Source organism: Amycolatopsis sp. WAC 04182 (assembly GCF_003947465.1).
Taxonomy (GTDB): Bacteria; Actinomycetota; Actinomycetes; order Mycobacteriales; family Pseudonocardiaceae; genus Amycolatopsis.
This window is the reverse complement of sequence record NZ_QHJJ01000008.1, coordinates 269,400-289,013: the sequence shown is the minus strand read 5'-3', so window position 1 is coordinate 289,013 and position 19,614 is coordinate 269,400. Positions and strand designations below refer to the sequence as shown.

At 69.3% G+C, this 19,614-nt stretch carries 21 protein-coding genes; 5 read left to right on the top strand and 16 right to left on the bottom strand.

Annotated elements, in window-relative coordinates; all coding sequences use genetic code 11:
• Window positions 1-384: 384 nt before the first annotated feature.
• From DMH01_RS36230 to DMH01_RS36220, 3 genes are read right to left on the bottom strand one after another with little or no spacing between them, the layout of a single operon-like run.
• Window positions 385-1,437, bottom strand: a complete 1,053-nt coding sequence (locus DMH01_RS36230) for an ArsO family NAD(P)H-dependent flavin-containing monooxygenase (RefSeq protein WP_125682924.1) — start codon at window positions 1,435-1,437, stop codon at window positions 385-387.
• Window positions 1,425-2,489: an ACR3 family arsenite efflux transporter gene (gene arsB, locus DMH01_RS36225; protein WP_125682922.1), complete on the bottom strand. Its 1,065-nt coding sequence runs from the start codon at window positions 2,487-2,489 to the stop codon at window positions 1,425-1,427. Before arsB ends, DMH01_RS36230 begins: the two co-directional genes overlap by 13 nt.
• 30 nt (window positions 2,490-2,519) lie before the next feature.
• Entirely contained in the window at window positions 2,520-2,924 is a 405-nt protein-coding gene (locus tag DMH01_RS36220; RefSeq protein WP_125682920.1) for an arsenate reductase ArsC, read from the bottom strand.
• A gap of 115 nt (window positions 2,925-3,039) precedes the next feature.
• Between DMH01_RS36220 and DMH01_RS36215 the strand changes: the two genes are divergently transcribed.
• Complete coding sequence (locus DMH01_RS36215; RefSeq protein ID WP_125682918.1) at window positions 3,040-3,450, top strand: helix-turn-helix transcriptional regulator; 411 nt, start codon at window positions 3,040-3,042, stop codon at window positions 3,448-3,450.
• A gap of 46 nt (window positions 3,451-3,496) precedes the next feature.
• Here DMH01_RS36215 and DMH01_RS36210 read toward each other — a convergent pair whose 3' ends face one another.
• The 3 genes from DMH01_RS36210 to DMH01_RS36200 all read right to left on the bottom strand — a co-directional run bounded on the left by DMH01_RS36210 (window position 3,497) and on the right by DMH01_RS36200 (window position 5,593).
• Window positions 3,497-4,234, bottom strand: coding sequence for a cyclopropane-fatty-acyl-phospholipid synthase family protein (locus DMH01_RS36210; protein WP_125682916.1), 738 nt, complete (start codon window positions 4,232-4,234; stop codon window positions 3,497-3,499).
• A gap of 63 nt (window positions 4,235-4,297) precedes the next feature.
• The gene (locus tag DMH01_RS36205) at window positions 4,298-5,098 is read right to left on the bottom strand and encodes an SAM-dependent methyltransferase (RefSeq protein ID WP_125682914.1); all 801 of its coding nucleotides are present in this window, start codon (window positions 5,096-5,098) and stop codon (window positions 4,298-4,300) included.
• Between the two features lie 105 nt (window positions 5,099-5,203).
• Complete coding sequence (locus tag DMH01_RS36200) at window positions 5,204-5,593, bottom strand: hypothetical protein (protein ID WP_125682912.1); 390 nt, start codon at window positions 5,591-5,593, stop codon at window positions 5,204-5,206.
• Between the two features lie 174 nt (window positions 5,594-5,767).
• Between DMH01_RS36200 and DMH01_RS36195 the strand changes: the two genes are divergently transcribed.
• The 3 genes from DMH01_RS36195 to DMH01_RS36185 are packed head-to-tail and all read left to right on the top strand — an operon-like array spanning window position 5,768 to window position 7,705.
• Window positions 5,768-6,067 (top strand): hypothetical protein, encoded by a 300-nt coding sequence (locus tag DMH01_RS36195; RefSeq protein WP_199745751.1) that lies wholly within the window; start codon window positions 5,768-5,770, stop codon window positions 6,065-6,067.
• 49 nt (window positions 6,068-6,116) lie between these two features.
• The gene (locus DMH01_RS36190; protein WP_125682910.1) at window positions 6,117-6,905 is read left to right on the top strand and encodes an alpha/beta fold hydrolase; all 789 of its coding nucleotides are present in this window, start codon (window positions 6,117-6,119) and stop codon (window positions 6,903-6,905) included.
• A gap of 29 nt (window positions 6,906-6,934) precedes the next feature.
• Entirely contained in the window at window positions 6,935-7,705 is a 771-nt protein-coding gene (locus tag DMH01_RS36185; RefSeq protein ID WP_125682908.1) for a MerR family transcriptional regulator, read from the top strand.
• A 347-nt stretch (window positions 7,706-8,052) separates the two neighbouring features.
• On the opposite strand, the gene DMH01_RS36180 is transcribed toward DMH01_RS36185, so the two are convergent.
• The gene (locus DMH01_RS36180; protein ID WP_125682906.1) at window positions 8,053-8,616 is read right to left on the bottom strand and encodes a MarR family winged helix-turn-helix transcriptional regulator; all 564 of its coding nucleotides are present in this window, start codon (window positions 8,614-8,616) and stop codon (window positions 8,053-8,055) included.
• Window positions 8,617-8,696: 80 nt separating this feature from the next.
• Between DMH01_RS36180 and DMH01_RS36175 the strand changes: the two genes are divergently transcribed.
• Window positions 8,697-9,422, top strand: coding sequence for an SDR family NAD(P)-dependent oxidoreductase (locus DMH01_RS36175; protein ID WP_125682904.1), 726 nt, complete (start codon window positions 8,697-8,699; stop codon window positions 9,420-9,422).
• Between the two features lie 26 nt (window positions 9,423-9,448).
• Here the strand turns inward: DMH01_RS36175 and DMH01_RS36170 are convergent, their stop codons facing one another.
• Genes DMH01_RS36170 through DMH01_RS36130 form a run of 9 tightly spaced genes read right to left on the bottom strand, consistent with a single transcriptional unit; the run spans window position 9,449 to window position 19,592 of the window.
• Window positions 9,449-10,909, bottom strand: coding sequence for a class I adenylate-forming enzyme family protein (locus DMH01_RS36170; RefSeq protein WP_125682902.1), 1,461 nt, complete (start codon window positions 10,907-10,909; stop codon window positions 9,449-9,451).
• Complete coding sequence (locus DMH01_RS36165; protein WP_125682900.1) at window positions 10,906-12,279, bottom strand: CoA transferase; 1,374 nt, start codon at window positions 12,277-12,279, stop codon at window positions 10,906-10,908. Before DMH01_RS36165 ends, DMH01_RS36170 begins: the two co-directional genes overlap by 4 nt.
• On the bottom strand, window positions 12,276-13,067 hold the full coding sequence (locus DMH01_RS36160) for a class I SAM-dependent methyltransferase (RefSeq protein WP_125682898.1): 792 nt from the start codon (window positions 13,065-13,067) through the stop codon (window positions 12,276-12,278). The genes DMH01_RS36165 and DMH01_RS36160 overlap by 4 nt, the downstream gene beginning before the upstream one ends.
• Window positions 13,058-14,551: a class I adenylate-forming enzyme family protein gene (locus tag DMH01_RS36155; RefSeq protein ID WP_233621809.1), complete on the bottom strand. Its 1,494-nt coding sequence runs from the start codon at window positions 14,549-14,551 to the stop codon at window positions 13,058-13,060. The genes DMH01_RS36160 and DMH01_RS36155 overlap by 10 nt, the downstream gene beginning before the upstream one ends.
• Entirely contained in the window at window positions 14,548-15,852 is a 1,305-nt protein-coding gene (locus DMH01_RS36150) for an NAD(P)/FAD-dependent oxidoreductase (protein ID WP_125682896.1), read from the bottom strand. The genes DMH01_RS36155 and DMH01_RS36150 overlap by 4 nt, the downstream gene beginning before the upstream one ends.
• Window positions 15,849-16,775 carry a UbiA family prenyltransferase gene (locus DMH01_RS36145; protein ID WP_125682895.1) on the bottom strand — a complete coding sequence of 309 codons (927 nt, stop codon included), beginning with the start codon at window positions 16,773-16,775 and terminating at the stop codon, window positions 15,849-15,851. Before DMH01_RS36145 ends, DMH01_RS36150 begins: the two co-directional genes overlap by 4 nt.
• Window positions 16,772-17,410, bottom strand: a complete 639-nt coding sequence (locus DMH01_RS36140) for a bifunctional 2-polyprenyl-6-hydroxyphenol methylase/3-demethylubiquinol 3-O-methyltransferase UbiG (RefSeq protein ID WP_125682893.1) — start codon at window positions 17,408-17,410, stop codon at window positions 16,772-16,774. Before DMH01_RS36140 ends, DMH01_RS36145 begins: the two co-directional genes overlap by 4 nt.
• Entirely contained in the window at window positions 17,410-18,531 is a 1,122-nt protein-coding gene (locus DMH01_RS36135; protein WP_125682891.1) for a DegT/DnrJ/EryC1/StrS aminotransferase family protein, read from the bottom strand. Before DMH01_RS36135 ends, DMH01_RS36140 begins: the two co-directional genes overlap by 1 nt.
• On the bottom strand, window positions 18,528-19,592 hold the full coding sequence (locus tag DMH01_RS36130; RefSeq protein WP_233621808.1) for a DegT/DnrJ/EryC1/StrS family aminotransferase: 1,065 nt from the start codon (window positions 19,590-19,592) through the stop codon (window positions 18,528-18,530). Before DMH01_RS36130 ends, DMH01_RS36135 begins: the two co-directional genes overlap by 4 nt.
• Window positions 19,593-19,614: the final 22 nt, after the last annotated feature.

Sequence of the window (19,614 nt, the reverse complement as noted above, 5' to 3'; positions counted from 1 at the left end):
CAGTCGCTCCGAGGTTTTTCGGGCGCGCGACAACAACGGCGTGGACTTCATCTTGCTCCCCAGTGCAGATTCAGGTGAAGAATCACGCAAGGTTATGACGACCTGCCGCGCCGAGGAATACGATTTCCGCGGATTTAGTCCGAACGATCCATCCATATTGGACCATACGTCGCAGTTATCCACTGCTTACGACCGAATCCGCGCCCTGGCCGACACTTCCCGACCATCGTTCGGCCACCAACGACACTCGGTTGATCACTTTCGGTGACACGTCGGATATTAACCGACACCCTGTCGTCGAATACGTTCACAGGCAACCAGGAAACCCATTTCCACAATCGATTCAGAAATACGATCCCTCTACTTCCCTGGCATCGCTTTTCACTACCGGCACGGCGGCGCGAGGGTGGCTTTCAGGTCGGCGACCGCGGCCCGGGCCGTCATGCCGACGCCGATGAGCGTGGCCGAGGCCGGACCGGTCCAGTCGCCGTAGCCGAGCAAGTGCAGCCGGGGCTCCGCGACGGCGCGGGTGCCTTCGGTGGGGATGCGGCCGCGGGTGGTGCGCAGCCGCAACGGCGCGAGATGGCTCAACGCGGGGCGGAACCCGGTACACCAGATGACCGCGTCGGCGTGCCGCCGGGTGCCGTCTGTCCACACAGGACCATCGTCGTCGAGTCGCGCGAACATCGGGCTCGGCCGCAGCAGCCCGGCGTCGCGGGCCTCACGGACCGGCGGGACGGCGACGATGTCGCCCAGTCCGGCGACTCCCGCGGTGTCGGCCTGCCCGGTCTCCAGGGCTTGACGGCGCCGGGTGGCGACGTCGAAGAGGGCCTTGCCGTCGATGTGGTCCGGCAGGTAGCGGGGCGGGCGGCGGGTGACCCAGGTCAGGTTCGCCGTGCCCGCGAGGTCGGCGGCGATCTGCGCGCCGGAGTTGCCGCCGCCGACCACCACGACGTCCAGGCCCGCGAACTCCTCCGGGCCCCGGTAATCCACCGTGTGCAGCTGGCGGCCCATGAAACCGCCCGGCATGAGCGGCAGGAAGGGACGCCACCAGGTTCCGGTGGCGCTGATGACCGCCTCGGCGCTCCACTCCCCCGTATCGGTGCTCACCTGGAACCGGCTGCCGTCCCGGGACACGGCGGTCACCGTCTCCCCGCGGCGGATCGGAAGTTCGTAGCGTTTCTCGTACGCGGCCAAGTAGTCGACAACGTGTTGGGCGGTCGGATACCCGGGCCCTGGATAGGGCGGCATCGGCCACCCCGGCAACGAACTGTGCCGCGCCGGGGAGAACAGTCGCAGTGAATCCCACCCGTGGATCCAGGCGCCGCCCGGCTGGGTTCGGGCGTCGAGGATGACGAAGTCCAGACCGGCGCGGCGCAGGTAATAGCCCGCGGCGAGACCGGCCTGGCCGCCACCGATGACGACTACGCGGTCCATCGTTTCCGCAGCCAGAGGCTGACGTAGACCAGCGCGACCAGAACAGGTACTTCGATCAACGGTCCGACGACCCCGGCGAGCGCCTGGCCGGAGGTCACGCCGAAGACGCCGATGGCGACGGCGATCGCGAGTTCGAAGTTGTTGCCCGCGGCGGTGAACGCGAGTGTCGTGGTGCGCTCGTACGAGAGGCCGGACGCCTTGCCCAGCAGGTAACCACCGACCCACATGATCGCGAAGTACACCAGCAGCGGCAGCGCGATGCGGGCGACGTCGAGCGGGCGGGAGGTGATGTTGTCGCCCTGCAAGGCGAACAGGATCACGATCGTGAACAGCAAGCCGTAGAGCGCGATCGGGCCGATCTTGGGCAGGAACTTGCCCTCGTACCAGTCGCGTCCCTTGCTCCGCTCCCCGATGCGGCGGGAAAGATACCCGGCGGCGAGCGGGATGCCGAGGAAGATGATGACGCTGAGCGCGATCTCCCACGGCGAGAAGTCGATGCTGGTGGTGTCCAAGCCCAGCCAGCCCGGCAGCAGATCCAGGTAGAACCAGCCGAGGACACCGAACATGATCACCTGGAAGACCGAGTTCAGCGCGACCAGCACCGCCGCGGCCTCGCGATCGCCGCAGGCGAGGTCGTTCCAGATGATCACCATCGCGATGCAGCGGGCGAGACCGACGATGATCAGCCCGGTCCGGTACTCCGGCAGATCCGGCAGCATCAGCCAGGCCAGCGCGAACATCAGCGCCGGACCGAGAATCCAGTTGAGCACCAAGGAGAGCACCATGGTGCGCTTGTCCTTGGTCACGGTGTCGAGCTTGTCGTAGCGAACCTTCGCCAGCACCGGGTACATCATCAGCAGCAGCCCGAGCGCGATCGGCAGCGACACCTGCCCGATCTTCACCGCGTCCAGCACGCCCTGCAGGCCGGGGATCACGCTGCCCAGCAGGAGCCCGGCGCCCATCGCGACGATGATCCAGACGGGAAGAAAACGGTCCAAAAAGGACAGTTTGTGCAGGACGTCGGTGTCGGCCCTGTCGGCGGTTCGGGTCACGGGCTGGTCTCCAGAAGTCGGAAGCGAGAGTTACGCGTCAAGGATTTCGGCGACCAGGCCGCGGACCCGTCGGTCGATCTCGTCACGGATCGGGCGCACGGCCTCCACTCCCTGACCCGCGGGATCCTCGAGCGGCCAGTCGAGGTACCGCTTGCCGGGGAACACCGGGCACGTGTCACCACAGCCCATGGTGATCACCACGTCAGAGGCTTCGACGTCCTCAGTGGACAGTTTGCTCGGGACCTCGGCGGTGATGTCCATGCCCCACTCCGCCAGCGCCGCCGCGGCGGCGGGATTCACCTGGTCCGCGGGCTCGGAGCCCGCGGACCGCACCGCGATCCGCCCGAGCGAGTAGTGCTGCAACAGCGCGGCGGCCATCTGGGACCGGCCGGCGTTGTGCACGCAGACGAACAGCACCTCGGACGTGCGGGCCATGGCTCTCCTCGGGACTGGATCGAAGTCTGTAAATCCAATTGAACGGCCTGTATCGACGTTTGTCAATCCAGTGGGTAGGCTCGTCGTCAGAGGTCACAGGATCCGAGGAGGGCGTATGGCGACCGAGAACGGCCGCACCCGGAAGCCGGTGCCCATCACCCTGCTGATGGCCGAGCCCGCGGCGGTCGTGGCCCAGGACGAGGCGGAGCAGGCGGCGAAGCTGTTCAAGGCGTTGTCGGACCCCGTACGGATCCGGCTGCTGTCGATGGTCCGGTACTCACCAGGCGGCGAGGCGTGTTTCTGCGATCTCGCCGAGGAGTTCGACATGCCGCAGCCGTCACTCAGTCACCATCTCCGCGTCCTCGTCACGGCGGGCATCCTCGAGCGGGAACGCAGGGGAACGTGGAGCTGGTACAGCGTCGTGCCCGAACCGCTGCAGACCTTGGAAGCACTGCTGACGACCGGTGGGCCGCTGGCCGACCGGACCGCGCCGCTGTCGCCCGGGCAGCGGGCCACGCGCTGCTAGCCGAAGTGCACCCATCACAACTGGTGGCGACTCGCCCCCTGTCGGGTCACCCTGAGGTCGACCGGAGGACGAGGCAGACGAAACCGAAGGCTTCCCGGTAGACGCGCAACCATTCCTCTCGATGGGTGGCGGCCGCGGCAAGCGCGTGAGGACTGTCCGGATCGTCCGGGTGATCCAGCGCCCACGAAGCCAACGTCCCCGTCCAGTCCCATTCGTAAGCGTCAAGCTCGTGGCGAGTGCTGACGTGCCCGTAGACCGGTACCCATCCGTCGGCGACCACACGGTCGACAGTGGTGGCCAGGTCGGTGAAATCACCGAGCATCTCCACTGCCTCCGGAGACGGGTCGCGCTCCCAGAAACCGTCACCGATCAGGACCCGCCCGCCGGGAGCGAGATGTCCGCGGGCGGCCGCGAGGGTGGGGAGCAGACCACCGAAGGCATGCGCGGCTCCGACACTGAGAACCAGGTCGAATCGTTGCGTCGACGCGAAGTCCGCGGCCTCGGCATGGTGCAGATCGAGCCGGTCCGCCACGCCGAGGGTCTGCGCGGTATGACGAGCACGCGTCAGCGCGCTGTCGGAGACGTCGACGCCCACCGCTCGCAACCCCGGATAGGCGACCAAAGCCCGCAACAGCCACTCGCCACCGCCGCACCCGAGATCGAGAACGTGCCCGTCCCCGGCTCCCACCCCGCGCTCCAGCAGTCGTCGTACCGACTCATCGTCCAAAGGGGAAGCCACCGGATGATGCGCATGGGCAAGCCGGGAAATCCGTTCACGCTGCATCCGGAGACCATGACATGTCCGGATATCGCGGACAATCGGTTATTCCGCCGTCGGCCGCCGGGGTCAGACCTTGCGTCCGACACCGGCGTAGACGTCGTCCGGTTCGATGTCGCGGAGGCCGGGTTCCGGGTGCCACAGTGGCGCGCTCACCACACCGGGCTCGACCAACTCCAGCCCGTCGAAGAGAGCGGCGACGTCGGCGTAGGGGCGGAAGTACATGGGATCCCTGCTGTTCTTCATCGCCTCGGTGACCGCCGCCATCTCCCGTGGCGCGTGGTCGGCGGTCAGATGCGACAGCGCGACCAGGCTGCCCGCCGGCAGTGCCTCCCGGTAGTGGGCGACGATCTCGGCGGGCCGCAGGCTGTCCGGGATGAAATGGAACACGGCCACCATGAGCAGCCCGATCGGCTCGTCGACGTCCAGCAACGCCCGCACCGCCGCCGAATTCAGGACCGCCTGAGGCTCGCAGAGGTCTTCCTCGACAACGGCGGCGTTCGGATTCCCGTCCAGGATGAGGCGGCTGTGGGCGACGGCGACCTTGTCGTAGTCGACGTAGACCACCTGGCATCCGGGATCCATGCCCTGGGCGATTTCGTGCACGTTGCCGACCGCCGGGATCCCGGAGCCCAGGTCGAGGAACCGGGTGATGCCCTGTCCGACCATGTACTGCACGGCGCGGCGGAGGAACGCCCGGTTGGACGCGGCGACCTGACGGCCCGAGGGCAGGACCGCCATGACCTTCTCCCCGACAGCGCGATCGGCGTCGAAATTGTGGCTACCGCCGAGCAGCCAGTCGTAGACCCGTGCCGCACTGGGCACTCGGATGTCGACACCCTCTGGAACCCGTTCGCCCGCCACGGACACCCCACACCTCGCATGCCTCGGCTCGGTAGATCTCTGTCGCCAGTACGGTACCGACTGCGATCCCTCGCTCGAAACCCTTGACCCCGCAGGCTTGGGGCCCGGGCCTCAGATGGATGCGCGGGCTGCTCGCGAGGCGGCGGTCAAGGTGGTGCCGGAACCGGACACCAGCCCGGTGTCGACGCAAGTGAGCGTGACGTTGTAGCCACCAGGAGCTGTGGCGTGCATGAAAGCGCTACAGGTGTCGCCGCCGCCGAGCGCGATCTGAGCCAGCGCACGGGCCTCTCCACTGGCGTCGTTGAGCGTGGTGCCGAGCCCGTCGATGAAGGAAAGCCCGATGCCGTTGCAGGCGAGAGTCGCTTTGTAACCGCCGCTGACCGCCGAGTTCATGAACGCCGAGCACCCCGCGGCGGGTGCGGCACTAGCGACGGCGGGAAAGGCGAGATTCGCGACGGTCAGTGCTCCGATCATGACCAAGCCGATCCTGCTCTTGTGCATCGACGCATCCTCTCTGCTCCTACGACATGATGCCGATCCGACGATCGGCGACCGCCCGTGGTTCCCAAGGCACGCAACGTATCGACCGCGATCATGATCGCCGGATAAGTCCCGCCGGCGAACGCGCTCGCCCAGGCCGTACTACGGCTGGCCACCGAACCGGCGCTCCCCGCCTTGGTCGAGGAACTCCTGGGACAGGACATCGGCGGAGTCCCGATCCGTGCGGGCAAATTCGTCCTCGCGCCCTTGCGCGCGGGCAACCACGATCGCGGACGCTTCCCGGAACCGGACCTGGTCGACCTCTCCCGTGCGCCCGGCCACCTCACTTTGGCCCGCACGGAACTTCAGGTGGGTATCACCGCGTTGCTCACCGCCGCGCCACGGCTGCGGCTGGCCGTACCGTTCGAAGAACTCGCCTGGCGCCCGATGTTCCTCACCCTTCGCGGCCCGGCCACCGTCCCCCTCACCTGGTGACGCCTCCGGGTTGACCTTGACGCAGGGTCAACCCCTCAGCATGGCTGCCATGAGCACGCAAGACAGCCACTTCACGGTCCGCCACGACGGCGTCGCGATCGAGGTCTCCCGCGGCGGCCGGGGACGCCCACTGGTCCTGTGCCCCGGTCTCCTCACGACCCAGGCCGACCTGCGCGAGCTGATCGGGCTGCTGCGCCGCGACCACGAGGTGGTGACCTTCGACCTCAGGGGCCATGGCCTCTCCTCGTCCGCCGACCGGTACACCTTCGAGGCGTTCCTCGGCGATTTCGGCGCCGTCATGGCGGAGTCGGGCTACCGCGCGCCTCTGCTCGTGGGGCATTCGCTCGGTGCGGATCTGGCCGTGCACTACGCCGCCGCCCGTCCGGACGCCGTGTCCGGGCTCGTCCTTGTCGACGGTGCGAACCCGGTGCCCGAACCGTTCCTCACCGAAGCAGATCTGCCGGAGTTCCGTGCGATGGCGGAGGGACTGCGGCACGAGTTCGAGCGGCTCGCGGGCACCGCGCGTCAAGTGCTGTTGGCCCCTCAGGACTTCCTCGACCTGAACGTCGAGATCGAAGCGGTGCGCTCCGGCATCCTCGACCGGTACCGGAAGATAGGCTGCCCGATCCACCTGATCATGTCGACCTCGATGGCCGGGACCGGCGACGACGAGCGAACGCGGTGGCGCAACGAGAACTGGCGGGCCGGCGTCGAACGCCTCGTCCGCGAACGGCCGCACCTCTCGACGTCGTGGCTCGACGCCGACCACGGGCTCGTCGTCACCCACGCTCCGGAGATCGCCCGGCTGATCCGCGATGCCGCCAAGGCGACCTTCTGACCAGCACGCGGGTCGAGGACACTGGGCGGATGTTGACCATCGGAGAGCTGGCTTCGTACGCGGGGGTGACCGTGCGCGCGGTGCGGCACTATCACGCCAAAGGCCTGCTGCCGGAGCCCGGACGCGACCACTCCGGCTACCGGAGGTACGACGCCGGTGCCGTGGTCGAGCTGATCAGGATCAGGACTCTCGCCGAAGCCGGGGTCCCGCTGTCGCGGGTACGGGAACTGCTCCAGGCCGGGGAAGAGGAATTCGCCGCGGCGGTCACCGACGTCGACAAGCGGCTGCGGGCCGAGATCCGGCAGCGCCAACGGCATCGCGAGCGGATCGCCCGGCTCACCTCCGGGGACGGTCTGGTACTTCCCCCGGAGGTGGTCGAAATTCTCGATCGGCTGCGGGCGCACGGTGTCGACGAGCGGATCGTCGAGGTCGAGCGGGACGGCTGGATCCTGCTGGCCGCGCATTCACCCGAGCGGGTCACGGAGTGGGCGGCGCGCAAAAGGGAGCAGCTCACCGACCCACCGCTCATGGACTTCTATCTCACCTTGGGGCAGGCGCTCGACCGGGTCGGCGACGATCCCGAACTGGTCGAGCTGGCCGACAAGCTGGCCGTCTACATCACGCAAATAGCCGACGAGCGGAACGACGCCTATGTCGGCGATACCGAGGTCACCCCACCCTTCGCCGCACTGATGGACACGCTGGCCTTCGACACCGCCCCGCCGGCCCGCCGCCTGATCGAGCTGCTGAGAACGCGAGGCTGGACCGGCTGGACGAAGCTCGAACGTGTGAGGTCGTGACCGAGGCAGGGCGGAACTGCGGAAGAAGCAGGTCGCCAAGGAGCCCGACGCGCTCTTGACCGTCCACAAAGGACCACAATCGGGCAATAGCGTCCATTTGGGTACTTCGCACGACCCCCCTCGAAAACTGGAACTTTAGCCATCAACCAGACATTTTACCGCACAAAAGTGTCCCTTGTGGACACTCAACGCGCGGGCGGCCCCCCTTGACCAGGGCCACGAATGCTTCCTGCCCACCTTGATGCCTGCCAAAGCCCACCTCGGCTCGCTACATTTACTCCCGCGTTCTTCCCTCTCCCTCCAGTCCACGCTCGACTTCGCCGCGACCGTGGTCTGTCAACAGGCACTCAGAGCGCCGGACCGACATCGCCGACATGAGAGACACCGCGATCGCCACAGCGGCCCTGGACCTCGGCGAGCAGTACCCGCAACAGTGAGGCGAGTTGGGCCCGCTGCTCGTCGCTCAGCCCGGAAATCAGTTCGAGCTCCCGTTCCAGCACCCGATCGACGGTCCGCTCCACCAGTGCGTGCCCGGCCGGGGTCAGTGTCACGTACACGCTGCGGCCGGGCGGTTCGGTGTGCCGCTCGACCAGTCCGTCGCGTTCGGCGCGGGCCACCCGCTGGGAGATCGCTCCTGCCGTGACCAGGGTCAGCCTCGCCAGCTCCCTGGTCGTCAGGGAGTACGGCGGGGAACTGCGCCGGAGCACGCTGAGCAGGTCCAGGGTGGCCGAATCGACATCGGAGTCGAGAAGGACGCGGCGGCGGTCCTCACCGAACAACTTGGCGAGCTGCCACACCCTGGTCACGATGCCGATGGACTCCGTCGACGTGCCGGGCCGTTCACGTCGCCAGGCCGCCTCGATCTCGTCCGCCGCGTCCGGCACGGGGTCCATTTCGGACGCTGAACTCATCCCCGGACCTCCACCGCGGTTGTCGGATGCTCGGCCCACAGCCTATCATTTAGGCCTAAACGTGAACCGAAGGAGGCTGAATGACTCGGACGATCCTGGTCACCGGTGGGGGTACCGGCATCGGCAAGGCCGTGGCGGCGCGATTCGCGGCGTCGGACGCCGTCGTACACATCACCGGACGGCGCAAGGACGTGCTGGTCTCGGCGGCGGCCGAGCTGGGCTCGTCGGTCCGGCCGCTCGTTTGCGACAGCACCGATCCCGTACAGGTGACCGCCGCGCTGGCCGAGGTGGACGGGCCGATCGACGTGCTGGTCAACAACGCCGGTGGCAACACCGATTTCGATCTCCCCGACCAGGAGGGGCTCGCCGGGGTCCTCGCGCACTGGCGCGCCAATCTGGACGCCAACCTGATCAGCGCGGTGCTGACCACCACCGCGGTGGAGGACAGGCTCGCCGAAGGCGGGGCGGTGATCCACATCGGGTCCATCGCCGCCGACCAGGGCGCCGGATCGTACGGCGCGGCCAAGGCCGGGCTGGCGTCGTGGAACGTCGACCTCGCCCGGCGGCTCGGCGCCCGCGGGATCACCACGAACGTGGTCGCGCCGGGCTACATCCGGGAGACCGAGTTCTTCCGGGACAGGCTTCCCGCCGAACGGGCCGGGCAACTGGTCGACGCGACCTGCACCGGCCGCGCCGGGATCCCCGTCGACATCGCCGAAACGGTGTACTTCCTCGCTTCCGCCGGCGCCCGGCACATCACCGGGCAGACCCTCGGGGTCAACGGCGGCGCGCACACGACCAGGTAAGGACGAGTCCTCGTAACCGGCCAGGTTCACACACTCCGGTACAAACCGGCCGCGAGAGCGGCCAGCGTGCGGTGGCAGGTCTTGCCGGTGCGGCCCAGCGGAAGCTCGGGAAGGGTGACCAGGAACTCCGGCAGCTTGCGCACGGCGAGGCCTCGGCCGGTGAGGAACGCCGTGAGTTCGGGCAGCGTCGGCGTGTGGCCGTTCCTGGCCGCCACGCAGGCGCAGAGCCGTTCTCCCAGTTCGGTGTCCGGTACCGCGACACAGGCGACCTCCCTGATCGCGGGATGCTCGCCGAGCGTGCGCTCCACCTCCGCCGGGCTGATCGTGTACCCGCCGCGGATCACCACGCGTTTGCTCCTGCCGGTGACGTGGAGCCTGCCGTGCTCGTCGAAACGGCCGTTGTCGCCGGTCCGCACCCAGCCACCGTCAGGCCGGTACGCGGCGTCCAGTTCCGGCGCGGCGACGTGGCACAGCGGCGTCATCGGGCCCCGTGCGTGGATTTCCCCGTCGGCGATCCGGATCTCGCACACCGCGGGATCCGGTACGCCGACACCGTTCTCCGGTTCGGTCGTATGACAGTTGACGCCGTCGGACGAGCCGTAGATGTCGATCATCTCGACGCCGAACCGCTCCCGGCACGCGGCCAGTGTCGAAGGGGGCAGCATGTCTCCGCTCGACACGATGGCCGCGAGCCCGGCGGTGTCCACGGTCGTGGGATGGTCGACCATGCGCCGCCACATCGCGGGTACGGCGAACACGTGGGTCGGGCGGTGCTCGGTGATCAGTCGCAGCGCCGCGCCGGCCTCGAACCGGCGCGTCAAGAGCAGCGTGCCACCGAGACGGCACAGTGTCACCGGCACCCCGAACGAGCCGAATCCCGACGTCGGCGAGACCAGGACGAGGTCGCGGGGAACCTCCGTCGTGCCATGGACGGCGCGGAGGTAGTTCGCCCGTCCGCCGGCGAAGGCGTTGTGCGAGTAGGCGATCATCTTCGGCGCCGACTCCGAGCCGGACGACACCAGTATCCGCGCCGGGGCTTCCGGATGCGGGCGGACGACGCGAGCCGCGCGGCGAGGTTCGCCCTCGACCTGCCCGTTCCCGACGACGAACCGCACGCGAGCGCGGTCGAGAAGGTCGTCCGAGCCCGGCGGTAACGGCAGCACCACGGCGCCGATCGCGAGTACGGCCAGTTCCGCGACCACCGCTGCCCGTCCGGTCGGTTCCCGCACCCCGACGATGTCGGTCGAGCCGCATCCGGCGGCCGCCAATCGGGCGGCCAGCTCTCGTACCGCGACGTCCAAGTGCGCGTAATCGAGCGCCCCCTCGTCGTCGATCACCGCCGTGCGAAGCGGATGTTCGCGCACCCGGTCGCCGAAGAGCGAGTACAGGTCCCTGTCGGGGCAGTGTCCACATCGGACCCATTCGCGGCGGAGGGCCGCGGGCACGAGGTCGCGCAGCACCACCCCGGTCGCGGACACCCAGGTCATGACGTGAATTCCCACGGCGACGCGACCAGTACGCAGTCGTCGCGGATCAGCGCGCGGGAAAACCGGGGATCCGCCGCGAGCGCGGCGAGGTCGTCACACACCGGCACGGTCAGCGGACGGTCACAGCGCCACCGGGCGCCCGCGTTGAGCCTGCTCGCCGCGGACAGGAGCGACGAGTCGGCCCGCGTGGCCCCGCGTGCCAAGGCCGTCACGATGCCGTGCGCGCAGACGACCCCGCCGAACACGTCGACGATCGTCATCAGCGACGGCGAAACCCCCGCGTAGGCCTGCACGACGAAATCCGTGCCCACCGGCGGTTCCGGCCCCAGCTCGGCACCCCATCCCGACGCGTGCGCGTACAGGATCCCCGGCCGGGCGCGCGCCAGATCGAGTGCGCTCAACGACCACTGGGCCGCCTTTCCGGGCGCCCAGTTGTGCAGGAAGACATCGGCGCCGACGGCGAGTTCGAGCAAATGGCTCCTGCCGCTCCTTGTGCTCAGGTCGATCTCGATGACCTCCTTGCCGTCGTTGAGCGCACGGAACCTGGCCGACGCGTCACCGGCGATCGGCGGCACCCACCGCAGCGGATCGCCACCCGGCGGCTCGATCCGGAGCACCGTAGCGCCGAGCAGCCGCAGCAGGTGGCCGGCCAGCGGGCCCTGCACCCGGCGGCACGATTCGAGGACCACCAAGCCGGACAACGGAAGCGGTACCACCGGCCTGGCCGGGCGGTGTCCGCGCCCCAGGCCGCTCACGACGAACGGGGGAGGCCCGTCGATCATCCGCTCGGCTACCCGCACCAGCGTCATTCCCGTCCGGACCGCGGCCCGCTCCACCGTCTCGATCGGCTGTGCGGCAAGAGCTTTCGGCAGCGACGGCGGCAGCGGGCAGGTCGCCGTCGCGAACCGGTGCAGGAACGGCCGCCAGCCGCTCGAGATCGCCCCGTCGTCGACCCCGAGTGCCCGCCAGAACCGTTGCCACACCGCCGGATCGAGTGTCTCGATCTCGTAGGCGACACCGTCGGACGAGCGGAACGGCGGCCCACCGGGGTGGAAGTCCTCGGCATGGTCGTCTTCGGCCGTCGCCGCCGCCAGATACTGGGAGATCGCCAGCAAAGCCGCCTGTGCCAGCGAAGTGGACACGCCCCGCAGCGGGATACCCCGGTCACGAGCGAGCCCCAGCGCGACGCCGCCCAGCTCGGCGAGTTCGGCCGCGAGGATGGACGCGTAGTCGAGACCGAGCGGGGTCGGTCTCCCGAAGCGCCGGCCGTGGACGTGCATGATCCCGCAGGCGGCCTGCACGTCGAGCTCACCGGCCAGCGGGAGGCCGACCGGACCCGCGACGGTCACGGCGTCGATCTCGGTGATCATGCGGGACGCCTCCCCCGCACGGAGTACAGCACGCACGACGAGGCCCGGAACCCCGGATCCGCCATGACCGAACGCACCTCGGCGAGTTCGCCGTCGGTCATCCCCGCGGCGATCAACCGGTCCCGCAGGTGATGGGTGTGGTGGATCAGGAGCCGCAGGCCGGGCGAGCCCGCCCGCCACGGGAAGATCAGGGGCACCGGATCGACGTCGACGAGACCCGCGCCTGCCATCGACGCGGCGACCCGGCGGCCCCATGTCCCGTCCCCGCCCGCGATCTTGAACGTCTTTTCCTTGGCCGCCAGGAACTTCTCGTAGACACTCGCCGCACGGCCGTCGGGTGCGAGCAGCACCGGACCGTAGGAGATGTCGAACTCGTCGATCTGCATCCAGCCACCCGGCTTCAACGCCTGAGCCAGCTTGAGGAGGACGGCTTCCCGCTCCGGCAGGTGCTGCAGGACCAGCCGGGCGTGGACGAGGTCGAACTCGCCACGCGGCAACGGATCGTGGACGACGTCGTGCCGGACGACGGTCAGCCCCGGCTCCGGCTCGATATGGTCGGGTTTGATGTCGGTCGCCAGCACCGACCCGGTCGGCGCCACTCTGGCGGCGAGCCACCGCGCGACCCCGCTGCCGCCCGCGCCGACTTCGAGGCAAGACCAGCCCTCTCCGACACCGGTCCGCTCCAGCTGCGCGAAGGTGACCGGGTCGTACGCCTCGGAGAGACAGCGATGCTGTTCGGTCGCGTGGTCACTGTGGTTGTCGAAAACGTAGGCCGTGGTCACGTCCACCTTCCCGATCCGTTCGTGGCGGCCGTCCCGGTCAGCCGCTCCAGCAACTCCAGCCGCCGCACCTTTCCGGTGCCGGTGCGTGGTACCTCGTCCCACGCGAGCGTCACCGGCTCGCCCATCGGCGGCAGATCGGCCACGGCGGCCCGCCACCGCGCCGGATCCAGTCCGGTGTCGGTCACGACGACCGGGATCGGTGCCCGCCCCGCCGCGGAGAGCACGACGCATTCGGCGATGGCCGGAAGACGGTCCTCGATCGCGTCCTCCACCGAGAGACAGCTCAACCCGGGGACGCTGTCGACCTCCCGGTCCAGCAACGTCACCGCGCCGGTCCGGCTCACCACGCCGAGATCGCCGGTGTTCCACCACGGTCCGTGCGCTTTGTCCTCCCAGCGGTCCTGCTCGCCCACGTAGGCGACACAGCGAGCGCGAGTGCGGGCCATGAGGAGTCCCGGAGTGCCCGGAGGGACCGGTTCGGCGGTCTCCGGGTCGACGACCCGCAGCTTCGCCAGGCCGGGCAGCGGCCTGCCGATGTCCCGCGTCGCGCGCACGGAACGCCTGGTGAAGAACCGGAACGAGAGAGGGCCGGTCTCCGATTGACCCCACCCTTCCATCCACAGTGGACGTTTGCGGCCGGAGGCGTTCAGCATGGTCCTGATCACCGGCGGGTGCACGGCGTCGTAGGTGCTGACGAACCGGCGGACCCGGCGGAACGGGTTCTCCGGCGAGTGCGCGAGTGGCCGCCAGCGCACGAACGTCGACGGAAGTGCCTCGACGACGGTCGGCTGATGCCGTCCGAACACCCGCTCCGCCGAAGCGGGCTCGCTCAGGACCACGATTTCCCGTGGAGCGAGGCACAGCGCCGACGCCGTCCAGCAGAAGGTCCGGCCGTGCGCGTAGGCGCTAGCGTTGCCCAGCACGTCGTCGCGCCGGACGCCGAGGACGGGCCAGCGGATCGCCTCCGGGCGGGCCAGCCGGTCGATGATCGTCCGCGTCGTGTGGACCACCAGTTTCGGTGTCCCGGTCGTCCCCGACGTATGACAGATGAGCAGCGGTTCGTCGGCGTGCCTCCGGTGCGGCTCCGGCGGCGAGGCGGCGGCGAAACCGTCGATGGACAAGACCCGATCTCCGCGCGGGGACGGCCGATCGGTGACCACCACGGCGGCGTCCAGCCGTTTCAGCAGCAGTTCCAGCGTGTCGTCCGGCAGATGCCCGGACAGCTTCGCCGCGACCGCCCCGATCCGTACCGCGGCACACGCCAGCAGGTCGTAGTCCCAGTGGTTCCGCTTGACGATGGCGACCCGGTCCCCCGGCCGCACGCCGGCTTCGGAGAGCCATCCCGCCGCGTCCCGCACCAGCTCTGCCAACCCTGCGACCGAGTAGACGGTTCCGCGCTCGGGCGCGATGTCGAAGGGACGGTCGAGGCGCACCTTCGTCCGCGTGTGGGCGCATTCGTCGAACAACGTTCCCATGTCGTGCGGTTTCATCCGGCACTTTCCTCCTTCACGGGACACGCGATCCGGTCGGTCAAGCGCCGCGCGGCCCGCACGCCGGAGCGGACGGCCGCTTCGCTGCACGGGCTCAGGAACACCCAGTCGCCCGCGTAATCGACGACGCCCCGGCCGAGGCCGGCCTCGAAGGAAGCACGCAAGGCGAGCGCGCGCGGCGTCGCCTCGGGGGCCGCGTGCCGCACCCGCCGGACCAGGGCGCGGCGGGTCGCCGCCCGCAGACCGGGAACGAGGCGCTCGGCCGCGTCGGTCAAACGGGTCGCCACGTCCTCGTCGGCGGCGGTCAGCAGCTCCGGTACCACGTCCGGATGGGCCATGACCGTGACCAGGCCGCGGCCCGCGGGTGCGCGGCCAGGATGCTTCAGATGGTCGAAGATGATCGTGGCCACCGTGCCGTTCTCCGCCGTCGGCACGATCAGGGCGTAGTCGGGACCGCCGAGCGGACGATCGAGCAGCAGATGCGCCTTGACCACCGGCGTGAACGCGCAGGCGGCGAGGAAAGCGGATCCGTGTCGGGGGTGCAGCTCGGCCGCGACGGGGGCGGGCACCGCCAGCACCACGGCTTTCGCGCTGATTTCACGCGTACCGCCGATGATCCGCGCCACGGAACCGTCGTCGACGATCTGATCGACACGAAAGCCCGTGCTGACGTCGACCTTCTCGGCCAGGGCGCGGGCGAAGGTGTCCATGCCGTCGCGGTACGCCCGCCACGTCGGCGGCGGGCCGACCGACGTGAGCAGGGCGAGCAGGGGCGCGGCCGCCGAACGCGCCGGATCCCAGCCGAAGAACCCGGAGACGACCGGCTGCAGCAGGTAATCGAGCAGGTCCGAATGGTGTGGCGCGGCGAAATCGGCGACGGTGCGCAAGCCCAGCCGGGAGGCCTCCGGCCGTTCGGTGTCGAACTCGCCCCGCATCGCCCGCATCCCGGCCAGCCGCGCCCGGAGGGACAACCCCGCTCCGGTGAGCAGTCCCCTGGTCTCCGCGACTCCGGGCCTGGGCCCGCCTCGCCACATCGCGATGCCCCGGCCGATCCGGGGAGCGTCGGCGGCGTCGATGCCCAGCTCCGCCAGCAGCCGCCAGGTCTCGCGATAGCCCTGCTCGGCCATCTGTTCGGCACAGGTGTCGATCAGGAAGCAGTCTTCGCGCAGTGTCGTCATCCGGCCGCCGACCACGTCGGCCGCTTCGAACACCCGTACTTCGTGCCCTGACTTGGCGAGCTGGTAGGCGGTGGTGAGCCCGGCGACGCCGGCGCCGACCACCGCCACCTCGACATCGGTCACGCGATCACCACCAGGTTGACCACGACCAGGCTCAGCACGGTGATCCGGTGGATGTGGATGCCGAGCATCCGGGCCCGCATGATGTCGCCCAGCGCGAACCCGAGCCAGAGCTGCCGGATCCGCGCCACGAGGGTCGGGAGCAACGCGAGGGGGAACCACCACGGGCCACCGAGCGCGGGCACGGCGAAGATCAGGGCGAACTCCGCCGCCGACACGGCGATCACGAAGTACATGTTGCCCCGTGGAGAGGTCAGCGCCGCGACCGTCGGCCTGCCGACCCGCCGGTCACCGTCGACGTCGTTGGTGTTGGAGTACACGCCGAACAGCAGCGGCCCCAGCCCGAAGAGCAACGCCTGAGCGAGCGCGAAACCGGTGAACTCGCCGGACGCGAGGCCGTACGGCGCCAGCACCAGTGCCCAGCCGAGCGCCGCGATGAAGAACTCCTGGAAGCCGTGGTAGCTGAGCTTCACGCCCCAGGAGTACTGCAGTGAGAAGAAATAGGTGACCACGATCAGCACGACAGTCCACACAGGACGGTGCGGCGCGATCGCGATGGCCGTCAGCCACAGCGCGGCGCCGACGACGGCCGTCGCCCACGCGAACCGCAGCACCTGGCCCTCGTCGAGCGTGCCCGCCACCAGCGGTTTGCGGTACCGCTTGCGCTGGGGATCGTCCGGTGAATAGTTCGTGATGTCGCTGCCGTCCCGGTAGCCCGTGAGATCGTCGAGCGCGACCATCGCCGCGATCACGAACACCTCGCCGAGCAGGAACACGCCGACCGACGCCAGGACCCCGGTGTCGAACCTCGCCGCCGGGGCGAGCAGCGTCCACACCACGACCACGCCGAGGTAGTAGTCGACGATGTCGAGCTTCGCGAGCCGGAAATACGCCTTGCCGCGAGTCGCGGCCAGTGTGGCCGTCATCGCCCGTCCAACGCGATCAACGCGGCGAAGGACCGGTCACCGCCGTAATGCAGGTCGCGTCGTTCGACCAGCCGGGCGCCAGGGAGGAGATCCAGGTACTCCTCGACGGTCCGCAACCGCGAGAACCTGCCGACGGGGATGTCCGCCTCCTCGTACTCCACGAGCACGAGGTGCCGGGCCGCTGCGGCGATCGCCCGGCACGCCTCGGCGATCTCGTCGTCGTCCAGTACGTGCATCAGCACCCAGACACAGACGGCGACGTCGAACCGCTTGTCCTGCCACGGCAGCCGCTGGACCGTCGTGCGCACGAAGTCCACAGTGGACAGATGTGCGCAGTTCTCCCTCGCCAGCGCGAGCATGCGCGGGGTCATGTCGATCGCCGTCACCGCGCAGGCCCGCGCCGCGATCGACGGGGTGAGCCTGCCCATCCCGCAGCCGATTTCCAGCGCGGCCCCGACATCGCCCAGGGAGCGCAGGAAATCGGTGACGATCCGGATGGTGCGAGCAGTCGTCTCGGCCGCGAGTTCTGCGGGCTGGGAGGCGCGCATGACGCGGGACAGCCCGGCGCGTTCGGCACGCCTGTGCCACTCGTCGGCGACCTCGCTCGGTGCGGGCGTCCGGGTGATCTGCTGCATCACGACTCCTTCGCGAACTCGCACACCGCGTCCGCGATGCGTTCCACCTGCTCGTCCGTCAGATGGGGGTAGATGGGGATGGCGAGCGTGCGCCGCGCGGCGAGGTCCGCCGACGGCCAGGTGTCCTCCGGGCGGGTGTACCGTGCGAACGCGGGTTGCCGTGGCAGCGGTGCCGGGTAGTAGACGTGCGAGCCGATCCCCCGGGCCGCCAGGTGAGCGCGGAGTTCGTCCCTGCGTTCGGCGAGCAGCGAATAGACGTAGTAGCACCGTCCGTCCTTCGCCGGAGGCGGCGCCAGCACCCCGCAGCCCGCCAGATCGGCGAAACGCTCGGTGTAGTACTCCCCGATCCGTGCCCGGCGCGCGAGCCGCCCTGGCAGGCCCGGGAACCGGTACAGCTGGAACGCGGCCATGATCTCGTCGAACCGGCTGTTGTAGCCGACGCGGTGGTACAAGAACCGGTTCTTGCCGTCCTGGCCGTGATTGCGCAGCATCCGCACCGCCGAAGCGAGCTCCGGATCGTCGGTCACGACCATGCCGCCCTCACCCGGCATACCGAACGTCTTCACCTGGACGAACGAGTACACGCCCGCGTCGCCCCATCGCCCGGCGGGCGTGCCCGAGAGGGTTCCTCCTTGCGCGACCGCGGAATCCTCCAGCAGCCGGACACCCGCCTCGGTCGCGATCCGGCGCAAGGCGGGCATGTCCGCCATCACCGAGAACATATGCGCCGGCATGATCACCTTGGTCCGCGCGGTGACCAGCCGGGCGACCGCTTCGGGATCGACGACCATGGACCACGGGTCGATGTCGGCGAACACCGGCGTCGCGCCGAGCAAGGCGGGCGCGGCCGCGAGCGGGGCGCAGCCGAACGCGGGCACGATCACCTCGTCGCCGTCGCCGACGTCCATCGCGCGCAGCACCAGCGTCAGCGCCGAAGTTCCGCTGCCGCAAGCGATCGCGTCCGCCGCGCCGACCGAGTCACGGATCGCCGCTTCGAAGCGGGCCGTATGGTCGCCGAGGATGAATTTCTGCTCCGGCGCCAGGCCGACACGGCGGACGATGTCCAGCAGTTCGGCACGGTCTTCGTCGAAGAGATCGTCGGGGAAGAACGGCAGTGTCATCCACGCCGCCCGCGGTAGAACGCGCGGATCGAGTCGCAGACGCGGTCACAGTCCCCGGTGGACATGTCCGGATACAGCGGGAGCGCGAGCGTGTGACGGCAGGCGTTCTCGGCGTTCGGGAACTCGCCCTTCCGATGACCGAGCCCGGCGAAGCAGGGTTGCAGAGGCAGTGGCGCCGGGTAGTAGACCTCGGTCTGCACACCGTCCGCCGACAGATGCGCCGCCAAGTCGTCGCGCGAGTCGACCTCCACCACGTAGACGTAGAACACGCTGTCCGGCCGCGCCGACGGCAGCTTGCGCACCCCCGCGACGTCCGCGAGCGCCGCCGTGTACCGGGCGGCCAGTTCCGCGCGGCGCGCGATGTCCACGTCCAGGGTGGTGAGCTTCGCGAGGAGGACGGCGGCCTGGATGTCGTCCATCTTGCTGTTCACGCCGGGCAGGCCGGTCGCCGTGGAGATGGCGGGGAAATCGGCGATCGTGCCGCCGAACCGGCCGTGGTGGCGGAGCGCGTCGACGGTCTCGGCGATCCGACGGTCGTCGGTGAGGACCGCGCCCGCGTCACCGATCGCGCCGAGCGTCTTCGTCGGGAAGAACGACAGCACGCCGCCCGCGCCGAAAAGCCCGGCGTGCTTGCCGCGACGGCGCATGCCGATGGCCTCGGCGCTGTCCTCCACCACGGTGAGCCCGAGCCGCTGAGCCACCTCGAGGACGCCGTCGATGTCCGCGAGGTGCGAGAACAGATGCGTCGGCATGACGAACCGGGTGCGCTCCCCCGCGGCGTCCGCCACCGCGACGGGGTCGATGCCGTACCCGTCCGGCTCGATGTCGGCGAAGACCGGACGGCCGCCCGCGAGCACGACCGACGTCGCTGACGCCCCAAAGGAGAAGGCCGGGACGACCACTTCATCACCTGGCCGCAGTCCCGCCGCCCGCAACAGCAGGACCAACGCGTCCGTTCCGCTGTTGACCCCGATGACAAACTTCGCGCCGCAGTAACCGGCCAGCGCGGCTTCCAGCTCGGCCACCTTGCGACCGTGCGAATACTTGCCATTCTCGATCACTTCGAGAATATGTCGCCTCGTA